Source organism: Streptomyces sp. NPDC057307, from assembly GCF_042667665.1.
In the GTDB taxonomy this organism is placed as follows: domain Bacteria; phylum Actinomycetota; class Actinomycetes; order Streptomycetales; family Streptomycetaceae; genus Streptomyces.
Map to the genome: position 1 here is coordinate 1 of NZ_JBHUZM010000049.1, position 23034 is coordinate 23034.

The window sequence follows — 23034 nt, forward strand, 5'->3', positions numbered from 1 at the left end:
CGGATACCGGGGGTGCGGGGCCGGGTGCACCCGGCCCCGCACCCCCGGTATCCGCTTACCGCTGCTCAGGCAGCCGGATGGTGCGGACGAGCGGCATGTTCGCGTACAAGCCCGGCTCAGCCGTGACCACCGGACGCCCGTCCGGCCAGTCCACCGTCGGGCGGGAGAGGTGGATGGCCTGGCCGAGCCACCACTCCACACCGTCCTGGAGCAACGCTCCCACCGCGTGGGCGCCTGCGAAGTCCAGCGCCACGATCTCGGCGGCCGGCAGTGCGCCGACGTGCTCGGCCAATCCCTTACGTCTGCCGTCGGCGGCGGCAAGGCAGAGAGCCGGTACGTACACGTGCCGCGTCGGGCCGTGTTCCGTATTGGACAGGAACTGCGAGGCGAGCCGGTTCCCCGCGCCGAGCGCGATGAGTGCCGTCTCGTCGTACACGACCGCCGTGGACCCGCTCACAGGCTGTCCACAGGCCGTCCGGCCTCCAAGTCCTGCCAGACCTTCTCGGCCCTGTCGTGGTCCTCGTCGGTGAGCGTCACACCGAAGTGCGTCTCGCAGTACGCCTTGGTCGCCTCGTACCGCTGCCGCAGCTCCTCCTTGGTAGGCGTCGCTCCCGCCAACTCGGCGATCAGATCGCGCATCGTCAGCCCACGCTCACGCGCGAGGATCATGAGGCGGTCACGGACGGCGGGGTCAACCTTGACGGTGGTTTCAGCCATGACGACAGTATACCGGTGGTATACCGCCTCGGGCGGCCGTTCCAACTGAATGGTCATGAGCTTCCTTCTCTAGGGGGACCCGGCCCTCTCTCGGGGCCGGGAGTCTCACATCGCCGCGCAGGCCCCGCCTGTCACGGCCCCGCCCGCCAGGGCCTCGCGGGCCAGTGCCCGGCCCCTGCGGGCCGCCGCGACGAAGCCGTGGGTTTCGGGCGTGGGGGGCGGCAGGGCGCAGGCGCGGCAGGTGCCCGAGGGGGCCGACGGGGCGCCGCAGTCGGGGCATTCGGCGCGCAGCGCCGGGGGTACGGGGCGTGGTGGGCGGGTTGGCATCTTGCGGCGCAGGCGGTCCGCGAGCAGGCCGGGGGGCGAGAGGACGCGTACGGGCAGTCCGCCGGTCAGCGCCTCGCGCAGTTGCGCGTCGCTCGCACCGGCCTCCCGCCACTCGCCGACCAGCGGCGCCAGCCGTACCGCCTCGGCGGTGCCGAGCGTCAGCCGGGGATCGCGGCCACCGAGCGAGAGCAGCAACTCCGTTGCGGAGCGCAGCTGTTCAGGGACGGTCAGCTTGGGCAGCAACCGGCGCTTCCGCACAGGCACCGGCACCGGCACCGGTTCGCGCCCGCACTCCGGTTCGCGCTCGCGCTCCAGGGAGGGAGGTTTTTGTTCCCCCGTCTTTACTCCCGTAGGGAGCGAGCCCGCGTCACCAGCGACCCGGTCACCGGAGGCCAGGTTCTGGCCATTCTCCGCCGATTCGGCTGTCACCCGATCCGCGTACGGGCAGTCGAACACCTCGTACACCGTGGAGAGTTCGCCGCTTTCCGGGTTCTTCACCAGCACCCGGCGCAGATAGCCGGAACGCTCCAGGTCAGTCAGCGCGTCGGCGATTCGCGCGCGGCCTTCCTTGCGCTGCTCGGCGAGCGTCCGGATCGACGCACGGGCCCCGTTGGGCAGACTCAGCAGGTACAGCAGTACGCCCAGCGCACACCACGAGATGCTGCGATCGCGCAGCAGCGCGTTGGTGAAGGTGGAGAAGGAACGCGTCGGCTTGGTACGGTAAATGCGCATCGGGAAGCCCTTAGCTCCTGGTGTCGAGCCCCCGGGTGTTGGTGCACCGCGGGGGCATTCACTTGCCCGACGCCAGGCGCGGCATCGACTCCGTGACTGTAACGCCACACACTGTGACGGTGGCAAATGCCAAGACCGGGACCCGAACCCGGAGTTGGGATACCCGGAGCCCGGAAACCGGGCCAGGGCCGACCTGCGAAGTTCCCGTAAATGTCCCCTTTCACTCGACCGGTGACAGCCCGTCACACCCTTCCCGGAGTTCACCCATCGGAGTGAACCTCCCCGCCCTCCCCGCCCATCATCCGCAGCATCCCCATCCCCCCGGTCCGGAAGAACCGGACCACGAGCGACGCCGCCAGCACGAGGAAGGCGATGTTCAGGTAGGTCGTGTAGTTCCAGGTGATCCCTTCCGTGGGGATCCGCGCGTCGGCCTGGTCCGGGACCAGGCCGAGCCCGCCGAAGGTGAACTCCACGACGTAACCGGCGACGACCATCGCGACGTAGAAGGTCCCCAGGAGAAAGAGCGCCGTCCGCGCCCCGTAGTACTTCCGGTAGATGTTGAGGATCGGCAGGATCAGCAGGTCGGCGAAGATGAACGCGACCACGCCGCCGAAGCTGATGCCACCCTTCCAGAGCACGACCGCGAGCGGCACGTTGCCGATCGAGCAGACGAATGACGCGATGGCGACCAGTGGGCCGACGAGCGGGCCCCACAGCTTGGACGCCAGCGGGTGGCCGTCGAAGAAGAACGCGCGCCAGAACGAGTCAGGCACCCACGCCGCGATGGCGCCGGCGATGAGCAGGCCGACCACCAGGTCGCGCAGGATCGCCGCCCATTCCATGACGAACACGTGGGCGGTGGCGGTGAACCCCTCACGGGAGAACAGCCTCCGGGCGAAGGACCCCTCACCCCTGACGGACATGTCCATCGCGGCGTGCCCCTCCATCGAGCCCGCCAGCCCGCGCTCGGCCTGCGCGCGGGCCCGGCGCAGGAGTCCGTCGCGCAGGAACAGCCGGAACAGTACGGCCAGGACCACGATCATGACGGGCCCCCCGACGAACTCCGCCACCGTGAACTGCCAGCCCATCAACAGCGCCAGGATCACGCCGAGTTCGACGACGAGGTTGGTGGACGCGATCTCGAAGGCCATCGCGGCGGTGAAGTTCGCACCCTTGAGGAAGAGGGAGCGGGCGAGAGCGACGGCGGCGTACGAGCACGAGGAGGAAGCCGCGCCCAGCCCTGCGGCGACGACGAGAGTACGGGGGCGGTCATCACCCAGCAGAGCGACGACGGTGGACTTGCGGACGACCGCCTGAACGACGGCGGACAGGGCGAAGCCCAGGATCAGGGCCCAGGTGATCTCCCAGGCCATGGACCCGGCGATCGACAGTGCGTGCAGTACGGCGTGGATCATCCCCGAAGCCTTCCGACCGGAGAGCGGCCCGTGGCGGACCGACACGTGGGAGGCCACGGCCGAACTTCTCCGCCCGGCACCGTGAACACCAAATGCCCTGCGGGGAACTGCTCGTGAACATCCGTCATCGAAATCCGTCCTCGTACTGCCGTTCGCCCCGCACCCACCTACCGTCACCTCACGGGGTCGGAGAGTGCCGGGGGGCGACAGATCGTGGAGTGGTTCGACGGGGAGAACATATTCGCGGTCTTCTCCACACTGCTGGGCCTGCTGACCTCGGTCGGGGTGCTCTGGTACGAGCGCAGGGTGCCGCGCCGCAAGCGGATCGGCTACCGCGTGCAGATGGACACGGCCATCGGCAGCCACGTCCGCTCCGGCCACACGAACGTACGCCTCGGACTGTTCGACGACGACCCGGACATGGCGGACGCCACCCTCGTACTGCTGCGCCTGGAGAACGACGGCTCGCAGACCATCTCGGTGGACGACTACACCTCACCCGACATCCACGGTCTGACCGTCACGTTCAGCGGTCGCACGATCAAGGGTGTCGCCGTCACCCTGCCGTCCGCGGCCCGCCATCTGATGTCGCACTTCACCCACGCGAGGGGCCTGCGCAGCTCCGACAGTGTGCTCACCGTCCCGAAGGTCCCGCTCAACAAGGGGCAGCACTTCAAGCTGCTGGTACTGCTGACGGGCGGCGAGGTCGGCGAAGAGGTCACCGTCAGCGGTGGGATCTCCGAGGGCGAGGTGGTCGTCAACCGCGCCATCGCCCCCGACGAGGCCCCGCCCGTGTTCAGCCGCGCGACCCGCCTCATCACGGTTCTGCTGACGGTCTGCGTGGTCACACTCGCCTCGATCATCGTCCTGCGGGACGACACCCGGCCGCCCATCGGCTGTGCGGCGGGCGAGCTGACCGTCATCGGGTCGACCGCCTTCCGGCCGGTGGCCGAGGAGTTGGCGAAGAAGTACGAGGACGACTGCCCCGGCTCGGAGATCACCGTGGACCTCAACGGCAGCGCGGCCGGAATCCGCGAACTGGCCGAGGCGGGGACGGGACAGAAGAAGGGCTCACCGGCGGTGGTCGCCCTCTCCGACGGGCCGGAGTCGACGGGGAACGACCAACTGCGGGAGAACCGGGTCGCGGTGTCCGCGTTCGCCCTGGTCGTCAACGACGACGTCGGCCTGGACGGGCTGTCCACGTCCGACGTGCGCCGGATCTACCGCGGTTCCCTCACCAACTGGGAGGACGTCGGCGGCCCGGACCTCCCCATCCGTCTCGTCAGCCGCAACGCCGGCTCCGGCACCCGCGACACCTTCCAGCGCCGTATCCTCCAGGGCTTCGAGCCGGGCGCCTCGTCCACCGACTGCCAGAAGAAGGACGACCCGAACGCCCGTGTCTTCCGCTGCGAGTTCGAAAGCACCGAGCAGGTCCTGAACACCGTCGCGGAGCTGCCCGGCGCCCTCGGCTACAGCGAACTGCGCTCCGCCACCCCCACGAAGGGCCTCCACCGGCTGGAGCTGGACGGGCGGGCGCCGTCGATCGACGACATCGCGAGAAGCGGGTACCCGTACCGCGAGATCGAGTACGCGTACACGTACGGCCGCCCGCCCGCCAGCTCCCTCGTGTCCAGCTTCCTGAACTACCTGATCAGGGGCAGCGGACAGGACGTCATCCGGACGCACGGGCATCTGCCGTGCGGGACGCCGGAGGGGCTGAAGATCTGCGCGGAGGAGTAGGGGTGGGCAACGTGGCGCGCGAGCGCCCCGGCGGCCGTCACCGACCGCCGGGGCGCCGACACACTCGCCAACACGATTGCTACAGGAACGAGTTGATCTGAATCGTCTCCGTACGGCCCGGACCCACACCGATCGCGGAGATCGGGGCGCCCGACATCTCCTCCAGCGCCTTCACGTAGTCCCGCGCGTTCTTCGGCAGATCCTCGAACGTCTTCGCCTTGCTGATGTCTTCCGTCCAGCCAGGCAGGTACTCGTAGATCGGCGTCGCGTGGTGGAAGTCGGTCTGGCTGTACGGGAGTTCCTCGACGCGCTTGCCGTCGATCTCGTACGCCACACACACCGGGATCCGCTCCCAGCCCGTCAGCACGTCCAGCTTGGTGAGGAAGAAGTCCGTCAGACCGTTGACCCGGGTCGCGTACCGCGAGATCACCGCGTCGAACCAGCCGCAGCGGCGGTCGCGGCCCGTCGTGACACCCCGCTCGCCGCCGATGCGCCGCAGCGCCTCGCCGTCCGCGTCAAGCAGCTCCGTCGGGAACGGGCCCGCGCCGACGCGCGTCGTGTACGCCTTGAGGATGCCGATGACCCGGCTGATCTTCGTGGGGCCGACGCCGGAGCCCGTACAGGCGCCGCCCGCCGTCGGGTTGGACGAGGTCACGAAGGGATACGTGCCGTGGTCGACGTCCAGGAGCGTGCCCTGACCGCCCTCGAAGAGGACGACCTTTCCGGCGTCGATCGCGTCGTTGAGGACGAGCGTGGTGTCGCTGACGTACGGACGCAGCTTGTCCGCGTAGACCAGCAGTTCTTCGACGATCTTCCCGGCCTCTATGGCGCGCCGGTTGTAGAGCTTGGCGAGGATCTGGTTCTTGAAGTCCAGCGCCGCGTCGACCTTCTGGATCAGGATCGACTCGTCGTAGAGGTCCTGGACGCGGATACCGACCCGGTTGATCTTGTCGGCGTACGTCGGGCCGATGCCACGGCCCGTCGTGCCGATCTTCCGGGATCCGAGGAACCGTTCCGTCACCTTGTCCATCGTCGTGTGATACGACGTGATCAGGTGGGCGTTTCCGCTGATCAGAAGCTTCGACGTGTCAACGCCACGGTCGTTGAGCCCACTCAGCTCGGAGAGCAGGACGGCCGGGTCGATGACAACGCCGTTGCCGATCACCGGCGTGCATTCAGGCGAGAGGATTCCGGAAGGGAGGAGATGCAGCGCGTATTTCTGGTCGCCTACGACGACCGTGTGGCCGGCGTTGTTGCCACCCTGGTAGCGCACCACATAGTCCACGGATCCACCGAGCAGGTCGGTGGCCTTTCCCTTGCCTTCGTCACCCCACTGAGCACCGAGCAGCACAAGTGCGGGCACAGGCGTACACCCCTTCCGGGCGGGGCATGTCCTAAGGCCAGGGGACGTACATACGTAGGACGCACACGCGCGATAGCTCGCACGAAGCAGTAAGACGCTGTACGACGAAGCCTGAGCCGTCGAACCGGTTGCCCCGGAATAGACCAAGCCCCTGGCGCAATAGCGCAAGGGGCTCTTGCACAAAGATGCTACCCGAGGAAGGACCGAGGTGTCGGCTCCAGAGCCCGCCGAGAACGGTGCGCAGCAGCTTCTGGTGGTCATCGACCCGGTCGCCCGCCGGACCGACGGCGAATCAGTCCGGATCGCGAAAGATGTGCTGAGCGCGGGCGCGACCGCGAAAATCTGTCTGCCGGACGGCCCGGCCGAGTTCGCGCGGGTGCTGGCCCGCAGAGGCGCGCGGCGGCCGGTGGTGATCGGCGACGACCACGCCCTGCTGCGGACGGTGGCTCTGCTGCACCGGGAGCGCGAACTGTCCGCGGGCGCGCTGTCGCTGGTGCCGGTCGGGGTGTCGGTCGAGCTGGCGCGCTCGCTCGGCGTGCCCACCGGCGCCGTCGCGGCGGCGCGGGCGGTGCTCGACGGAGTCGTACGGCGGCTGGATCTGCTCGTCGACGACAGCGACGGGGTGGTGCTGGGGGATCTGCGGATCCCGGCGCTGCCGCCGTCGGACGAGCGGTCGGGGCGCGGGGGCGGTGCGGGCGGGCCGGGCGGCTCGTCCGTGTGGCACACCTGCCGGTCCCTGGTCCGGACGCTGGTCAAGCCCGTGCCGCAGCTGCTCGCCGTCCACACCCACCGGCTGCGGGTGGAGGCGGACGGCGTCCTGCTGAGCGATCTGGACGAGCCGGTGGAGACCGTGACGGTGCGCTCGCGGGGCGGCCGGGCGGAGGTCGTGATCCGTACGCGCGCCTCGGCCGAGCCGATCACCGCCAGCGCGCTGTCGGTGACGGTCTCGGGCGCGGACTTCCGCTACCGCGCGGACGCGGCGGTGACGGGGCCGGTACGGACGCGGACGTGGACGCTGCGGGCGGGGGCGTGGGGGCTGACACTGCCGGCGGACGCCTGACGGGACGCCTGACGGGACGCCTGACGGGACGCCTGACGGGACGCCTGATCCGCGGTCGCCCTCCGGGCGTACCTCGGCCGGCTTTCTCCGTGCCCGAACCGGCTTTCTCAGTGCCCGAACCGCTCCAGGCGGTGCGTGCGCCAGCGGTCCATCACCACGACGATCTCGTCCTCCAGGAACTGGAAGAACGCCATCGTCTCGTTGAGCCTGCGCCCCGGCGCCGTGTCGGCGCCCAACTGCTCGACCCCCTCGCGCAAGGTGCCCTCCCACCGCTTCAGCACCGAATTGCGGCTGGTCAGCGCCTCGTACCACTGATCGCTGTGCACCCGGTAGCGCTCGCGCCGTGAGCCCGGTTCGCGCTCGCGCGTGACCATGTCGACCTGGGCGAGATAGCGGATCGCGCCCGACACGGCGGCGGGGCTCACCTGGAGCTGCTCGCCGAGTTCGGCGGAGCTCATGACGCCCCGCTCGGAGGAGAGCAGCGCGGCGAACACCCGGGCCGGCATCCGGGTCATCCCGGCGTCGACGAGCTGCGCCGCGAAACGTTCGACGAAGCGTGAGACCACCTCGGCGTCGCGCTGCTCGCCCCTGCCGTCCTTGGTCTCTTCGGTCACCACTGGATCCTCTCCCTGGTCAGTGCGGTGTCCTCACTTTATACGGCTCCATTTATACGGTTCCTTAACTTCACAAGTTTCTGAAAGTAGCGTACTTTCCGAAACATGAAGAAGGCAATCAGCGTCGCCGGACTGCACAAGTCGTTCGGCCGAACGCACGCACTGGACGGCCTCGACCTCGCCGTCGATTCCGGTGAGGTCCACGGCTTCCTCGGCCCCAACGGCGCCGGCAAGTCCACCACCATCCGCGTCCTGCTCGGGCTCCTGCGCGCCGACTCCGGCGCCGCCCAGCTGCTCGGCAAGGACCCGTGGAAGGACGCCGTCGCCCTGCACCGGCGGCTCGCCTACGTACCCGGCGACGTCGAGCTGTGGCCCAACCTCACCGGCGGGGAGGCCATCGACCTGCTCTCCAGACTGCGCGGCGGGCTGGACCGGCAGCGCAGGGACGAGCTGATCGAACGGTTCGACCTCGACCCGACCAAGAAGGGCCGCGCCTACTCCAAGGGCAACCGGCAGAAGGTCGCCATCGTCGCCGCGCTCGCCTCCGACGCCGAACTGCTGCTCCTGGACGAGCCCACGGCCGGTCTCGACCCGCTCATGGAGGTCGTCTTCCAGGACGTCATCCTGCAGGCGAAGGCCGCCGGCAAGACCGTGCTGCTCTCCAGCCACATCCTGGCGCAGGTCGAGAAGCTCTGTGACCGCGTGAGCATCATCCGGCAGGGGCGGAACGTGCAGTCCGGCACGCTCAGCGAGATGCGGCACCTCACCCGTACGACCGTCGAGGCCGAGACCGAACGCCCGGCCACCGGACTCGACGCCCTGCCCGGCGTCCACGGGGTGCGGCTGACCGACCGCAGGGTGCACTTCGCCGTCGACGGCGCGCACCTCGACGCCGCGATCCGCACGCTCGGCGAATTCGGCATCCGGGGCCTGATCAGCCACCCGCCGACGCTCGAAGAACTGATGCTGCGCCACTACGGCGACGAGCTGGCCGTGGGCGGGCACCCCGGCGGCGTGGGCGACGATTCCAACGACTCCGACGACTCCGACGACTCCAACGGCGACTTCGAAGACGTCCCGGCCGCCGACGTCCCGGCCGCCGCCGACTCGGGCACCGGCACCGGCACCGGCACCAGTGGGGCTGCCCGATGACCACCGTCACGGCACCCGCCGCCGGCCACACCTCCGCGCCCGACCGGACCGGCTCCGGCGCCCTCGCCGGCACCGGGACCCTGGTCCGCTTCGGCCTGCGCCGGGACCGCGTCCGTATCCCCGTCTGGGTGCTCGCCCTCACCCTCGGCACGCTGTCCACGGCGGGCGAGTTCAAGACCCTGTACTCCACCGCCGAGGAACGCGCCACGGCCGTCAGCTCCATGGACAGCCCCGCCGCGCTCGCCATGACCGGCCCGCGCCACTACCTCGACGACTACACCATCGGCTCGATGATGGGCCACCAACTCCTCGGCTTCATGGCCGTCCTCGTCGGCCTCATGAGTGTCCTGATCATCACCAGGCACACCCGCAACGAGGAGGAGACCGGCCGCGCCGAACTGGTGCGCTCCACCGTCGTCGGCCACCACGCACAGCTCGCGTCCGCACTGGTCGTCGCGACCGTCGCCAACCTCGCGCTCGCCGCCCTGCTGACGCTGGGCGTCCTCTCGACGGGCATCGACGGGATCGGCACGGGCGAGGCACTGCTGTACGGGCTCACGCACGCCGCCGTCGGCCTCGTCTTCGCGGGCGTCGCCGCCGTCACCGTACAGATCACCGCCCATACGCGCGGCGCCTCCGGCATGGCGCTCGCCGTGATCGGCGTCGCCTACGTGCTGCGCGCCTCCGGCGACGTGGGCAACGACGCGCTGTCCTGGCTGTCACCGATCGGCTGGGCCCAGCGCACATACGTCTTCGTCGACAACCGCTGGTGGCCGCTGCTGCTCTGTCTGGCACTCGCCGCGCTGACCGCCGCCGCCGGCTTCGTGCTGAGCACGCGGCGCGACGTCGGCGCGGGCCTGCGCTCCGCCCGGCTCGGCCGCCGTACCGCCTCCGACGCGCTCACCCGGCCCTTCGGCTTCGCACTGCGCCTGCACCGGGCGACCCTGCTGGGCTTCGGCGCGGGGCTGTTCGTGATGGGCGTGATGTACGGCTCCATCCTCGGCGACGCCGCCGACATGATGAAGGACATCGAACAGGTACAGGAGGCGCTGGCGAAGATCGGCGGCGCGTCCATCGCGGAGTCGTTCGCGTCGATGATCATGGTCGTGATCGCCGTGGTCGCCGCCGTGTACGTGGTGATGGCCGCGCTCCGGCCGCGCGCCGAGGAGAGCGCGGGCCGCGCCGAACCGCTGCTGGCGACCGGCCTGTCCCGCGACCGCTGGGTGGGCAGCCATGTCGCCGTCGCCCTCGCCGGAGGTACGGCGCTGCTGCTCGCGGCCGGACTTGGCTTCGGCCTCTCGGGCGCGGCGTCGGTCGGGGACGGCGGCCTCGTCCTCCAACTGGTCGGCGCCGCCCTCGCGTACGCGCCGGCGCTGTGGGTGACGGTGGGCGTGGCCGTCGCGCTCTTCGGCTGGTACCCGCGCGCCGGGGCCGCGGCGTGGATCGTGCCCGTGTACGCGTTCCTGGTCGGGTATCTCGGGTCGATCCTCCAGTTCCCGGACTGGATGAACAACCTGTCGCCCTTCGGGCACGTGCCCCAGCTCCCGGCCGCCGACATGAGCTGGACGCCCATGCTCGTCCTCACCGCCGTCGCGGCCGGGCTGATCTGGCTGGGGCTCGCGGGCTTCCGCCGTCGGGACCTGGAAACGAAGTGACGGCCGGGGGTGTGGCGCCCCACGGGGGTGGGCGTCACATCTCGACCAGCAGCTCCTTCACCCCCCGGATCACATAGCCCGGCTTCCACTCCGGCTCGGCGGCGAGCCGGAGTGTCGGCGCCCGGCGCAGCAGCTCACCGAACGACGCGCTCAGTTCGAGCCGCCCGAGCGCCGCGCCCAGGCAGTAGTGGATACCCGCGCCGAACGTCACATGCGGATTGTCGGTCCGGGTGAGATCGACGGTGTCCGGGCGGTCGAAACGGGACGGGTCGCGGTTGGCGGAGCCGAAGAGAAGCGCGAGTTCGGCTCCGCGTGGGATGACCGTGCCGTCGATCTCGATGTCGTCGAGCACCCACCGCTCGAACATCTGGAGCGGGGTGTCGTACCGCAGCAGTTCCTCCACAGCTGTGGACAACGACGCCTCGCCGGACCGCAGCGCCGCGAGCTGCCCGGGGTGCCGGAACAGCGTCCACCACCCGTTGATGGTGGTGTTGACCGTCGCCTCGTGGCCCGCGTTGAGCAGCAGCGCGCAGGTGGAGATCATCTCCTGCTCGCTCAGCCGGTCCCCCGCGTCCTGCGCCGCGATCAGCGCCGAGAGCAGGTCGCCGCCGGGGGCGGCCCGCCGGACGGCGATCAACTCCCGCAGGTAGTCGGTGAATTCGAGCGACGACCGGACCGCCCGGCGCGCCGCGTTCTCCGTCGGATTCAGCTCGTACATCGCGCACATGTCGGCCGACCAGGGCCGCAGCAGCGCCCGGTCCGCCGCCGGGACCCCCAGCATCTCGGCGATGACGGCGACCGGCAGCGGCTCCGCCACCTCGGCGAGCAGATCCCCACCGCCCGCCGCACACAACCCGCCCACCAGCTCGGCGGCGAGCCGCCGCACGGTCGGCGCCAGCACCTCCACGGTGCGCGGCGTGAACGCCTTCGAGATCAGCCGCCGGATCCTGGTGTGGTCCGGCGCCTCCAGGTCGAGCAGCCCGTTGCCGTTGAGCAGGTGGAACGGCTCATGCGCCTCGGGCGGCGGCGTCCGGCCGAACTCCTCGTGCGTGAAGCGATGCAGATACGTCCGCCCCAGCCGCCGGTCCCGCAGCAGGGCGGACACATCGGCATGGTGCGGGACCAGCCACTGCCGCGACGGCTCGAAGTAGTGCAGCCGCCCACGCTCACGCAGCTCCGCGTAGGCGGGATACGGATCGGCGACGAAGTCGAGCGACCAGGGATCGAAGGACACGGCGGGAGCGGACGAGCCGTGGAAGGAACCGGAGGAAACTGCCATGCCTGCACGCTACTGAGCCACACCCCGGACTCCCAGAGCAAAGCCCGACGGACCTGCGCCTTGTCCGGCTTCTACCGGACGTAGTCCTTGAGAATCTCGGTGTCGAGTTCGATGCCGACGGGGTCAGGGAGCGAGATCTTCTCGCCGAACTTCACCGAGTGCGCGTCACGGTATCCGCCGCCCTCCGGGTCGGGAGCGCTGTGCACGGTGACCACGCAAGCTTCGCGGTCGATCAGCAGGAACAGCGGGATGCCCGCACCGGCGTAGGCGCGAGGCTTCTCCCGACGGTCCCGACGGTCCGTGTCCGAGTCGAAGGACGTGATCTCCACCGTCATCAGCACCCCTGCGGGATCGGCCCACTCACCCTGACCGGCGAAGTGGCCGTTCGGTGCCATTGATCCGTCCGGCCGGGCACGGCCCTTGCGGTACGCCTCCACCTGGAGCCCCTGATCGCTGCCGTACAACCACAGATCGGCCCGCACCTGCATACAGCGCTGCTGAAGCCACCGCAGAATCTCGCTGTGGTCCCCGTCCGGCGTTCCCTTGTCCCCGATCCGTCCGCCGATGAACTCGAACCTGACGGCATCGGACTCGGCGGCGGCGAATTTGGCGATCTTCTCGAACTCGTCCACCGTCATCTGCTGCGATGTGCGCTCCGCCATAGCAGTCATGGTGCACCCCCTGTCAGGCACAGACCAGTGTGACCAACCCGCGCCCCGGACGCCCCGGCCTCCCGATCCGGTCACGCGAACGAGTGATCACCCCGGAGTGACCAGCCTCGCCTCGTACGCGAACACCGCCGCCTGTGTGCGGTCGCGCAGGCCCAGCTTCACCAGGATGCGGCTCACATGCGTCTTGATCGTGGACTCCGCCACGACGAGGTGGCCGGCGATCTCCGCGTTGGACAGGCCCTGGGCGATCAGGACCAGGACCTCCGTCTCGCGTTCCGTCAGTTCTCCCATCTGGGCCAGCGCGGGCGGGCGGGGGGACTCCGCGAGTTTGGAGAACTCCGTGATCAGCCGGCGCGTCACCGTGGGGGCGAGCAGTGCCTCGCCGGAGGCCACCACGCGGACGCCGTCGGCCAGTTGGCGCGCCGACGCGTCCTTGAGGAGGAAGCCGGAGGCTCCCGCCCGCAGTGCCTGGTAGACGTACTCGTCCAGGTCGAACGTGGTCAGGACGAGGACCTTCGCGTCCGCGTCCGCCGCCACGATCTCGCGCGTCGCCTCGATGCCGTTCAGCTCCGGCATCCGGATGTCCATCAGGACCACGTCGGGGGAGAGAGCCGCGACCTGGGTGACGGCCTCGCGGCCGTTCACCGCCTCGCCCACGACCTCGATGTCCGGCATCGCGTTCAGCAGCACCGAGAAGCCCTCGCGGACCATCACCTGGTCGTCGACGATCAGTACCCGAATCGTCATGACCGCTCCCCGTCGGCCGCCGGAGCGGCGTCCTGGCGCTCGTCCTCGTCCTGGGCGGCGACCGGTATGTACGCCGCCACCTCGTAGCCACCGTCCGGCAGCAGCTTCGCCGTCATCTCCCCGTTCAGCATGGACACCCGCTCCCGCATCCCCGTTATGCCGTGCCCGGCCCCCGGTGAGGGCTTCACCAGCCCCTGCGGGGGCGTATTGACGATCCGCAGGCCGAGCCCGCCCAGCACGTACGACACCTCGACCGTCGCCGTCGCCCCCGGCGCGTGCCGCAGAGCGTTGCTGAGCGCTTCCTGGATGATGCGGTACGCCGACAGCTCGACGCCCTGCGGCAGTGCCCGGACCGCTCCGGTGACCGCCTTCTCCACGGTCAGGCCCGCCTCACGGACATTGGAGAGCAGCCCTTCGAGGTCGGCGAGGGTCGGCTGTGGGGCGTCCGGGGCGTCGTAGTCCTCCGCCCGGACGACTCCGAGAACGCGGCGCAGCTCGGTCAGCGCGGCGACGGCGTTCTCCCGGATGGTGGCGAACGCCTTCTCCAGCTCGGGCGGCGGATTCTCCACGCGGTAGGGCGCGGCCTCCGCCTGGATCGCGACGACCGACATGTGGTGCGCGACGACGTCGTGCAGCTCGCGGGCGATGGTGGTGCGCTCTTCGAGCAGCGTGCGCCGGCCGCGCTCGACCGCGTTGACGCTCAGCTGCACCGCCACCTCGTTCTTCGCGTCACGGCGGATGTGTATCGCCGAGACCGTCAGCAGGGTGAGCGCGGAGACGAAGAGCATGGGCGCGCTGGTCGAGCCGTACCCGTACGCGTATCCCCCGCTGAAGAGTGTCCCGACGATCAGCGCGTACGCCAGGGTGACTGTCCACATCCAGGCCGCGGTGCGCGGGTTCGTCCGTATCGCGACGATCGTCATCACGGCCAGATACGAGGCGAAGGCGGAGGGCGTCCAAGGCCAGTCGGAGTAGTAGGAGGCCACCGCGCCGGTGAACGCGGTGACCGCCAGGGCCAGCCACCAGGCCGCGACGGGCCTGACGAGGACCAGCAGGACGGGCGCCACCGCGAGCAGGTCGACACCCGTCCCGTTGCCGATTCCGATGATCAGCGCGAACATCGCGCAGGAGACGATCGCGAAGTGCGGGAACCATCCCGCGTGCCCCCGTATCGAATCCGGCAGCCGGCGGGTGATCACCCCGTCCGTCGCCATGCGCGGCAGCGGCCGGTAGGCGAAGGCATCGGTGAAGAGGTCCTGGCGCAGGCCCTTGAGCATGCCCTCGGCCAGGCGGAACTCGGGGCTCCGGGATTTCCCGGACGCGGTCTTCGTCGTCTTCGCCGTCGTCTGTGTATTGGTCACGTTTTCAAAGGTAAGGGGAGGGACAGGCACCGGTCGTCACCAGTGATAGGGATCCTTTCCCGTCCCTCCCAGGTACTACGAGCCCACCCACGAGAGCTACACGCGACTCGTACGCGGTCCCCGCGCGGCTCCCTGCGCGGCTTCTACGCCGCTTCCTACGCCGTACGCCGGAACGCGTCCGCGTTCTCGGCCGCCCACTGCGCGAACGTACGCGCGGGACGCCCCGTGACCTCCGCCACCGTCCCGATCGGGGTCCGGCCCTCGGGCGGGGTGTTCCCGTACACCTCCAGCAGAAAGCCGATCACTTCCTCGCTCTGCCCGGCCGCCCGCCACTGCTCCAGCGCCTGCGCCTCGGTCAGCTCGACCACCTCGATCTTCCGGCCGCGCGCCCCGGCCAGCGCGTCCGCCTTGTCGTGGATCGTCAGCGCCTCGGGCCCGGTGATCAGGTAGGTCTGGCCGCCGTGCCCGTCCTCGCTGAGCGCGACGGCGGCGACGGCACCGATGTCGCCCTCGTGGACCATGGCGCTCAGCCGGCCGACGAACGGCTCACGCACGGTGTCCTCGGCGCGGATGCCCTCCGCCCACGCAAGCGCGTTGGCCATGAATTCGACGGGCATGAGCACGGTCCACGGGATGCCGCTCCCCGTCACCGCGTCCTGGAGCGGGGTGTCGCCGCCGCCGTTGAGCACGGTGATCCGGTGCACACCGGCCGCCGCCGCCAGCCGGACGATCTCGGGGCCGGTCTCCAGCGCCGCGAAGCCCCCGCCGTCGAAGGTGATCAGATGCAGCCCGGTGACGCCCTCCAGCGCCGGGACGAGCGACGCCGGATCGGCGAGGTCGCCGCGTACCACCTCGACGCCGTCGGGGAAGCCGGGAATGCCCGCCTTGGCGGGGTCGCGGGTCAGCGCGCGTACGGAGTGGCCGCGGTTGAGCAGTTCAAGGACTATCTGGCGGCCCACGGTGCCGGTGGCGCCTGTCACGAGGTGGACGTTCGCGTTGTTGGTCATGTGCCGAAGGTAGGAGGGCTTGCGGTCAGCTTCTGTCCGCGAGTACGGCGCACCCGACCATCGGCGGTCAGTACGCGAGCTGCGCCAGTTCCTCCGCCACGACCGCGCACGCGTCCGCGCCGGGGTCGACCGGCGCGTAGTGCCCGACGTCCTCCAGCAGCGTGATGCCGACCATCTCCCCGGCCCTGGCGGCGGCGTCGACATACGCCTCGGCCACGGCCTGCGGTACGACGTCGTCGTCCCGGCCCTGCACGACGGCGGTGGCGATCCCGGTGGGCAGCAGGGCCGACGGGTCCGCGCTGTCCTTGCGCGCCTTCAACTCCCCTTCCCCACCGAGCAGTTGTACGACGGCTCCGCCGCACACCCCCAGCTCGACAGCGGTCGCGAAGTCCGCGATGGGCGCGATCGCGACGACACCGCGCAGCCTCGGGGGCGCGTCCAGTCGCCACGGCGACCCCTCGGGCAGCACATGCCGCGCCGCCGCCCAGAGCGCGAGATGGCCACCGGCGGAGTGCCCGGTGACCACGATCCGGCGCGGATCCGCCTGGGGGAGGGCGTCGGCGACGAGCGCGGGCAGCGCGTCCATCACGGCGGCGATGTCGTCGAAGGTCTCGGGCCACCGGCCCGCGAACGGCTCACCGGACACGTCCCCGTCGCTCCCCCGCCGGTACTCCACGTTGGCGACGGCGAACCCGCGCCGTGCCAGGAAACCGGCGAACGGCGTCAGATGCGCCCGGTCGTACTGCGCCCGCCACTCCCCGCCGTGCAGCACGACCACCAGCGGCACACCCTCGCGCCCGCCGCGCGGCGCGTAGAAGTCGACCACCTGGTCGGGGTGGGCCCCGTACGCCACGCTGACGTCCGACTCGACCCGCGGGCGCGACAACAGTGCCGCCATCTCGGCACGGTCACGGGCGACCGCGCCGGCGTCGGTGGAGTCGGCGGCGGAATCTTGGGCGGCGGAATCCGACACGCTGCTCCAACCTTTCGATGAGAGACCCGAATTGACCTGATCAGCGGGACGCTATCAGCATCCACGCCACAGGTTTACGGCCCGGCCCCACCGCCGACGACCCCGCCACCGCCGTACTCAGTCCGCGCGCGTCGGCGCCCTCGCGATCAGGGCCTTCACCGCCTTGGCCGTACTCTCCTGCCGCGCCTCGTCCGCCTCGTCGAAGCTGTTCACCACCACCGTCACCGCCCGGCCCCCGTCCACCGCGGCCCCGCCCAGCGCCGCCGCACGCCGGACCGTCGCCGCATCACCGGTCACCGCCGCAGATCGCCCGGTCGAGCAGCGCCTGGACGGCCTCCTCCGCGCCCAGCAGCCACTCGTCGTTCGACATCTTGCCGCTCGCGTTGACGACGACCGACCGCTGCCCGTCCTCGCTGACGGCCGTCCTGATGGTCGCCCCCTCCAGGTCGCCGCCGTGTCCCCAGCGGAATCCGCCGCAGCTCAGCGGCTGCCGCATCACCCCGAGCCCGTAGTGCAGCCCGGGGAAGACCACCTGGAAGTCCTCGCCGGCGGGAACGACCTCGCGCAGCTCGGCCATCTCGGCCGGCGGCAGCAGCCTGCCGCGCTGAAGGGCCGTCAGGAACGTGTCCAGGTCGCGTTCCCCGGAGACCAGCTCGCCGGCGGCCGACGCCCAGGAGACGTTACGGATGGTGGTGTCCGTCATCGCGGTGGACCCGGGGAGCTGCTGATACGTATGTGTGTAAGGCCCCTTGAGGCGCGGGTCGTCACCGGGGGCGTACGTCTGGGTGAGTCCCAACGGGCGGACGATACGGTCGCGGACCTCCCTGTCCCACGACTTGCCCGTGGCCTTCTCGATGATCATCCCGGCGAGCATGTAGCCGGTGTTGGAGTAACTCCACTTGGGATGCGGGTCGTTGGGGTCGGCGGGCTCGAAGTCGGGACGGTGCTTCATCGCCCCGGCCACGGCCTCCTCCGGGTCGTGGTGGTCGAACCGTGTGCGCTCGAAGTCGGCGGCCGTGTCGCCGGTGTCCTCGGTGAAGTCGTAGTTGTAGACGCCGCTGGTGTGCTGGAGGAGATGGCGCAGCGTGATGCGGCTGCCGTCGTTGCCGTTCCCCGCCACGACGCCGGGCAGCCACTTCTCCACGGTGTCGTCCAGGGACAGCCGTCCCTCGGCGACGAGTTGGAGGACGACCGTCGACACGAACGTCTTGGTGACGCTGGCCGCACGGAAGCCGGCCTCGTGCGACACCGGCCGCCCGGTGCCCAGTTCGGCCTCCCCGGCGACGGCGTACGTACGGCGCTGTCCGTCACGCACCTGTACGGAGACGCCGATGTACCCGGCCTTCTTGAGCGTGCTGTTCACCTCACGCTGCAACTGCTTCTGCGACAGCGGCTCCCCCGCGGCACCCCGGCCGCCACCGTCGGCCCCCCGCGCGGGCGCGGGCCCGGCGGACACTCCGAGGGACACGGCGCAGACGGCGGCGGTGACGAGCGCGGTGACCACGGGCAGGCGCGGGCGGCGTGAGGTTCTGGCGTATGTGCTCATGGCCATCAGCCTGGTGGAAAGGGCACCCCGATCCCATGACGGAGGCACCCATCTGCGAGGTGGGGATATCCCCAGCACCGCGTAACGGGCCCCGTTCAGGCACCCGTGTGCGTATGCGCGGCCCAGACGGTGGGGGTGACGGGATAGCCGGCGCGCAGGCGCCGGGTGGCGTGGTGCAGGGCCTCGGCGGCAAGGGCCGGGCGGGGCGGGGTGGTTCCGTCGGCCGTGAGGCGGGCGTAGAAGTCGGCCGCCAGTTGATGGGCGGCCCGGTCGGCCACGGGCCACTGGGTGCCCACCACATGCGGATAGCCCGCGAGTTGGAACGCGCCCGTCAGATGAAGCGCCTCGTCGGCCAGGCGCGGGGCCGTCAGGGTGGTGTTGCAGGCGGACAGAAAGGCGAGCCCGCCGTCCAGGCGCAGCGCGCCGATGTCGGCGACGGTCAGTGGATCCGTCCGGTGGTCCTGGAGGATCAGCCTGCCGCGCCAGGGATCGGTCCGATGAGGCTCGCTGTGGCAGGCGAAGTGCGCCACCCGGTGGTGGGGAAGCGCCGCGAGCACGGACGACCGGGTCGGGTCGGGAAGGACCGCGGCGCCCGGGACGAGCCCGGTGAGCAGGTCCGCCTCGGTGGCGGCGCCCGCCAGAGGGCCCGCGCCGGGAGCGTCCGGGACGGCGACGATCGCGGTCCGGGCCCCCTGATCGGTCGCGCCTTCGCGGGTACGGGCCCGGGCCAGCCCACGCACGGTGGCGGTGTACGAGGAGACGACCCGGTCCAGGACCGTGCGCGGCAGTTGGCGCCGGGCGGAGTCGTCGGCCAGGTCCTCGTGATGGCCGGCGGCGTGCAGCGGCAGATAGGCGAGGATGCCGACGGGGCACCACCACACGCGGGGCCAGGGCTCGCCCGGTGGTGGGGGACCCGTATGACCCAGGGCGGCCAGGACCGGTTCGCTGATCGTGTCCCAGAGCCAGGCCAGTACGCCCAGGATGTCGCGCTGGGCGGTGCGGCGGCCGACCGGATCGACGGAGGGGTCGCCGGTGGCCTCGATGGCCGTCCCCAACGTCATGATGCGGCGCACGGCCTCCGTGTCGGTGAGGCCGCGCAGAGGCACGACATGTACGGGATCGTCGGGGTCACCGGTGAGGACGAGCGCGTCGCAGCGGGTGGGCGCGGCGGAGACGTACACCACCGGGCCGTCGGCGGCCTGGGTGGTGAGGCCGACGGCTCCGGGCGGTGTGAGGAAGTCGGAGAAGCCGTCCAGGGAGCGGATACGGGTGAGCAGTTGGTCCCACTCGGCCTGCGCCTCACGGCGGGCGGCGGCACGGGCTTCGGCGGGCGCGGAGGTCTCGGCGGCCATGGAGGCGTCGATGTGGGCGGGTGCGGGTGGGGGTACTTCGGGAGGCGCGGAAGGCGCGGGAGGTGCGGGAGGCGTGGGAGGCGTGGGAGGCGTGGGAGATGCGGGAGCTTCGACGGCTGAGGGGGCCTGGCGGTCGAGGGCCGCGCGCCGGTTCCGTACCTCGCCGACGGCCTGCGCCAGGTGCGGCGCCGCCGACCGCAACCGGTCGAGGTCGGTGCCCCCGTCCGCGACGGACTCGGCCGTCAGCACCCCACGTGACTGTTCCAGCAGTTCGACGGCCCGGTGCGCGCGCCCGACGTTCAGCGCGGCGGCGGCAGCGGCCCCCGCTAGCGAGCCTGCCTCGCCGATCAAGTGCCCACGGTCGGTGAGGTCCAGCGCGCCGAGACCGATCTGCGGGAGCAGCGCGACGGCCGACTCGGCCGCCGCGAGCGCTTCGTGCGCTCCGGCGTCGTCCCTCGCCGCCAGGATGGCGATCGTCCGGTACGAGGCGATCCGGGTCCAGACCGGGGCGGTGTCGTCCAGTGCCGCCGACCGGGAGGAGGCCAGGATCTCGTCCAGCAGGCCGGCCTCACCGGTGTGCGTGTACAGCATGTGCAGAGCTGCGGCGTGGTTGTTGAGCGCGTTCGCGGCGTACGGCAGACCGACCGGGGTGATCGCGACGGCCTCGCGCGTGGCGTCGACCGCCTCGTACAGCCCGGCGGGGTCGCCGTCGTGGCTGAACCGCAGCAACAGGGCGGCGCTCAGGTTGACCAGTACGCGGTTGCGGTTGGCGTGGTCGGCGGGGGTGGCCTCGACGACCAGGCGGACCATGTCCACCGCCTCGGACGCCGTTCGGGCGTCCCGGTCCCGCGACGCCTGTGCGAACAAGGCGCTGGAGAGCCCGAGCAACTGCTGCGCGCGATACGGATGGCCGTGGGGGAAGGCGGCGACGGCCTCGCGGCAGACCGCGACCGCCTCCGCGATGTCCTCGCTCTCCCCGGTGCGCTGGAAACTCATCTGCAGGGCGGAGCCGAGAGTCCCCAGGAAATGCCCGCGGTTGGGGTGGTCGTCGGAGACGGCGGCGACGGCGGCACGGGATACCTCGACCCCTTCCCGCAGCGGCACGGAGTCGCCTGTGTACCAGGACAGCAGTTGCAGGATGAGGCCGAGATTGTTCAAGGAGGCGGCGTAGTGCGCGTTCCGGGCGGGGGTGGCGTCGACGGCCCTGCGGCCCGTCGTGGCGGCCTCGCGCAGCAAGGGGAGTTCGCCGGTCTGGTCGAAGAGGCTGCTCAGGGCGTTGCCGAGATTCCCCAGGGCCATGGCCAGATGCGGATGCCCCTCGGGAAGCGCGGCGACGGCCTCCCGCAGGACGGCGACCGCCTCTTCAAGAGGTTCGCGTGTCCCGGCCCAGTTCGACTGAGTCTGGAGTGCCATGCCGAGGTTGTTCAGCCACTTGGGACGGTCGGGATGGCCGACGGGCGTGGCGTCGACGGCGGCACGGGCGTACGTGACGGACTCCGGCACCCGCTCAAGTCCGCCGTCGCGTCCGTTCTTCCTGGACAGGGCGTTGCCGAGATTGCTCAGGGCCATCGCCAGATGTGGATGCCCGTCGGGCAGCGCGGCGACGACCGCCCGGCCGATGTCGACCGCCTCCTCAAGAAGGTCGTCCCCGCCGACGGTCTCGTAGCGCAGGCGCAGTGCCATGCCGAGGTTGTTCATGGACCGAAGACGGTCGGGGTGGCCGACGGGCGTGGCGTCGATGACGGCACGCTCGCACGCGGCGGCCTCGACGAGTTGACCGACGTCCCCCGTGTACTCGTACCGCTGAAGGAGCGCGGCGGCCAAGCCGCTCAGCCGCCCCAGGCGTTCGGGGTCGTCGTCGGAGGAGTCGTCGGAGGAGTCGTGGGAGGAGTCGTGGGGGGCGTCGTGGGAGGGATCGTCGGAGGCGTCGACCGCGGCCCGCGCGACGGCGACCGCCTCCTCCGCCGCGGCGGGGTCCGTGCTGTGTTCGGCCAACGTACGAAGGCCGGTACCGAGGTTGTGGAGATACCGCGCGCGGTCGGCCGCGGCGGCGTCGACCGCGGTCCGGGACACGGCGATCGCCTCGCGCAGCGTCGACAGGTCTCCCGTGAGCTTGAAGAGCCCGTTGAGGCAGCCGGCAAGCCGGTCCAGACAGTCGGCGCGCGCGGGCGACCCGGCGGGGAGCACGGTGGCGGCTTCTCGCCCGACGGCGACCGCTTCGAGGAGTTGGCCGATCTCCGCCGCCGTACGCCCGTACTGCTTCTGAAGAGCGATGAGGAGGATATGGAGCTGGGTGCCTCGGGCGGGGTCACCCGCGGCCATGGCGGCGACAACGCCCCGGGTCAGCTCGATCGCCTCGGCGCCCGCCACCGGATCGGCCTCGGCATCGGCCCACATGTGCAGGATGATGGCGAGGTTGTTGCGATACATCGTCAGATTGGGGTGGCCGGGCGAGGTCGTGACGACGGCCCCGCGGGCGACGTCGAGCGCTTCGTCGAGCGTCCGGGTGTCGGTCTCCGCGTTCTTGTCCCGCCTGTGCAGTTGGAACAGGGCGAGTCCCAAGTTGGTCAGAAACATGGCGTGTTCGGGATGGTCGGTGGCGCGGACCGCCTCACGGGACACCGTGAGCGCCTCGTCCAGCGTTTCGGTGTCCTTGGTCAGTTCGTACATCTGCCGAAGGACGAGCCCGAGATTGTTGAGGGCCATGGCCCGGTCGAGTGGACGCTCGAACGGCCCGGTGATCGCCGCGCGGAACAGCTCGACGGCCCGGGGCAGCAACGGAAGATGGCGGCCCCGCTCGTACGCCCGGTACACGGCGAGGCCGAGTTCCAGGGCCCCTTCGCCGAACAATTCCTCGCCGTCGCCGTCGCCGTCGCCGTCGCCGTCGCCCCCGCCGTCCGCGGCCTCCCCGTCCTCGCCCCCCTCTCCGCTCGCGAAGACGAAGCGCAACGGCTCCGGTACGGCCTCCGGATCCACGTCGTGCACAGGGGCCAGAAAGCGCACGGCCTCGATCAGCGCCTCCTCCTGCGCCGGCCCCTCCGGCAGCGCGGTGAGCCGGATCCAGTGGTACACGCCCAGCACGTGGCTCGCCTCGACGTCGGTCGCCGGGTCGGTGACCGATGTCAGGGCGGCGGCCGTACGTTCCGCGCCGTCCGCGAACAACCCGGCGGCGTCGTCCGCGTCCACGGCTGCCCCGATGCACCGCCGAAGGTCACCGAGCAGATCCCGATCGGCCATCCCGTCCTCCGATTCAGGCTGCTCAGGCTACTGAATGATAGATTGACAAATCAGCCTGAATGAAGGCTAGTTGACACGCCGAGGCG

General features: G+C 70.7%; 19 protein-coding genes. 4 read left to right on the top strand and 15 right to left on the bottom strand.

The features are described from left to right. Nucleotides 1-55: 55 nt before the first annotated feature. The 4 genes from ACFUN8_RS18725 to ACFUN8_RS18740 form a co-directional block, all read right to left on the bottom strand. Nucleotides 56-457, bottom strand: a complete 402-nt coding sequence (locus tag ACFUN8_RS18725; RefSeq protein WP_383638394.1) for a hypothetical protein — start codon at nucleotides 455-457, stop codon at nucleotides 56-58. Continuing rightward, nucleotides 454-717, bottom strand: a complete 264-nt coding sequence (locus ACFUN8_RS18730; protein WP_383638397.1) for a hypothetical protein — start codon at nucleotides 715-717, stop codon at nucleotides 454-456. The genes ACFUN8_RS18725 and ACFUN8_RS18730 overlap by 4 nt, the downstream gene beginning before the upstream one ends. A 105-nt stretch (nucleotides 718-822) precedes the next feature. After that, entirely contained in the window at nucleotides 823-1776 is a 954-nt protein-coding gene (locus ACFUN8_RS18735) for a hypothetical protein (RefSeq protein WP_383638400.1), read from the bottom strand. A gap of 260 nt (nucleotides 1777-2036) precedes the next feature. Continuing rightward, a complete protein-coding gene (locus tag ACFUN8_RS18740; protein ID WP_383638495.1) occupies nucleotides 2037-3188 on the bottom strand; it encodes a permease in 1152 nt (383 codons plus the stop codon). 216 nt (nucleotides 3189-3404) lie between these two features. On the opposite strand from ACFUN8_RS18740, the gene ACFUN8_RS18745 reads away from it, so the two are divergent. Then, on the top strand, nucleotides 3405-4931 hold the full coding sequence (locus tag ACFUN8_RS18745; protein WP_383638403.1) for a substrate-binding domain-containing protein: 1527 nt from the start codon (nucleotides 3405-3407) through the stop codon (nucleotides 4929-4931). A 79-nt stretch (nucleotides 4932-5010) separates the two neighbouring features. Here ACFUN8_RS18745 and ACFUN8_RS18750 read toward each other — a convergent pair whose 3' ends face one another. Continuing rightward, nucleotides 5011-6294 carry an adenylosuccinate synthase gene (locus ACFUN8_RS18750; RefSeq protein ID WP_382564106.1) on the bottom strand — a complete coding sequence of 428 codons (1284 nt, stop codon included), beginning with the start codon at nucleotides 6292-6294 and terminating at the stop codon, nucleotides 5011-5013. A 208-nt stretch (nucleotides 6295-6502) separates the two neighbouring features. On the opposite strand from ACFUN8_RS18750, the gene ACFUN8_RS18755 reads away from it, so the two are divergent. Next, entirely contained in the window at nucleotides 6503-7354 is an 852-nt protein-coding gene (locus ACFUN8_RS18755) for a diacylglycerol kinase (protein WP_383638406.1), read from the top strand. A gap of 107 nt (nucleotides 7355-7461) precedes the next feature. On the opposite strand, the gene ACFUN8_RS18760 is transcribed toward ACFUN8_RS18755, so the two are convergent. Continuing rightward, on the bottom strand, nucleotides 7462-7971 hold the full coding sequence (locus ACFUN8_RS18760) for a GbsR/MarR family transcriptional regulator (RefSeq protein WP_383638409.1): 510 nt from the start codon (nucleotides 7969-7971) through the stop codon (nucleotides 7462-7464). 102 nt (nucleotides 7972-8073) lie between these two features. Between ACFUN8_RS18760 and ACFUN8_RS18765 the strand changes: the two genes are divergently transcribed. Continuing rightward, nucleotides 8074-9120: an ABC transporter ATP-binding protein gene (locus ACFUN8_RS18765; RefSeq protein ID WP_383638412.1), complete on the top strand. Its 1047-nt coding sequence runs from the start codon at nucleotides 8074-8076 to the stop codon at nucleotides 9118-9120. Continuing rightward, on the top strand, nucleotides 9117-10775 hold the full coding sequence (locus ACFUN8_RS18770; protein ID WP_383638415.1) for an ABC transporter permease: 1659 nt from the start codon (nucleotides 9117-9119) through the stop codon (nucleotides 10773-10775). Before ACFUN8_RS18765 ends, ACFUN8_RS18770 begins: the two co-directional genes overlap by 4 nt. A gap of 34 nt (nucleotides 10776-10809) precedes the next feature. Here the strand turns inward: ACFUN8_RS18770 and ACFUN8_RS18775 are convergent, their stop codons facing one another. The 9 genes from ACFUN8_RS18775 to ACFUN8_RS18815 all read right to left on the bottom strand — a co-directional run bounded on the left by ACFUN8_RS18775 (nucleotide 10810) and on the right by ACFUN8_RS18815 (nucleotide 22948). Continuing rightward, on the bottom strand, nucleotides 10810-12054 hold the full coding sequence (locus tag ACFUN8_RS18775; RefSeq protein ID WP_383638417.1) for a cytochrome P450: 1245 nt from the start codon (nucleotides 12052-12054) through the stop codon (nucleotides 10810-10812). Nucleotides 12055-12125: 71 nt separating this feature from the next. Then, nucleotides 12126-12725, bottom strand: coding sequence for a Uma2 family endonuclease (locus ACFUN8_RS18780; protein ID WP_383638420.1), 600 nt, complete (start codon nucleotides 12723-12725; stop codon nucleotides 12126-12128). 87 nt (nucleotides 12726-12812) lie between these two features. Then, nucleotides 12813-13472, bottom strand: a complete 660-nt coding sequence (locus ACFUN8_RS18785; protein ID WP_383638423.1) for a response regulator — start codon at nucleotides 13470-13472, stop codon at nucleotides 12813-12815. Then, on the bottom strand, nucleotides 13469-14833 hold the full coding sequence (locus tag ACFUN8_RS18790; RefSeq protein ID WP_383638426.1) for a sensor histidine kinase: 1365 nt from the start codon (nucleotides 14831-14833) through the stop codon (nucleotides 13469-13471). The genes ACFUN8_RS18785 and ACFUN8_RS18790 overlap by 4 nt, the downstream gene beginning before the upstream one ends. A gap of 155 nt (nucleotides 14834-14988) precedes the next feature. After that, entirely contained in the window at nucleotides 14989-15840 is an 852-nt protein-coding gene (locus tag ACFUN8_RS18795; protein ID WP_383638429.1) for an NmrA family NAD(P)-binding protein, read from the bottom strand. Nucleotides 15841-15907: 67 nt separating this feature from the next. Then, complete coding sequence (locus ACFUN8_RS18800; protein ID WP_383638498.1) at nucleotides 15908-16738, bottom strand: alpha/beta hydrolase family protein; 831 nt, start codon at nucleotides 16736-16738, stop codon at nucleotides 15908-15910. A gap of 192 nt (nucleotides 16739-16930) precedes the next feature. Beyond that, nucleotides 16931-17110 carry a hypothetical protein gene (locus ACFUN8_RS18805; protein WP_383638432.1) on the bottom strand — a complete coding sequence of 60 codons (180 nt, stop codon included), beginning with the start codon at nucleotides 17108-17110 and terminating at the stop codon, nucleotides 16931-16933. Continuing rightward, on the bottom strand, nucleotides 17100-18359 hold the full coding sequence (locus ACFUN8_RS18810; protein ID WP_383638435.1) for a serine hydrolase domain-containing protein: 1260 nt from the start codon (nucleotides 18357-18359) through the stop codon (nucleotides 17100-17102). Before ACFUN8_RS18810 ends, ACFUN8_RS18805 begins: the two co-directional genes overlap by 11 nt. A 95-nt stretch (nucleotides 18360-18454) precedes the next feature. Continuing rightward, nucleotides 18455-22948: a CHAT domain-containing protein gene (locus ACFUN8_RS18815; protein ID WP_383638438.1), complete on the bottom strand. Its 4494-nt coding sequence runs from the start codon at nucleotides 22946-22948 to the stop codon at nucleotides 18455-18457. Nucleotides 22949-23034: the final 86 nt, after the last annotated feature.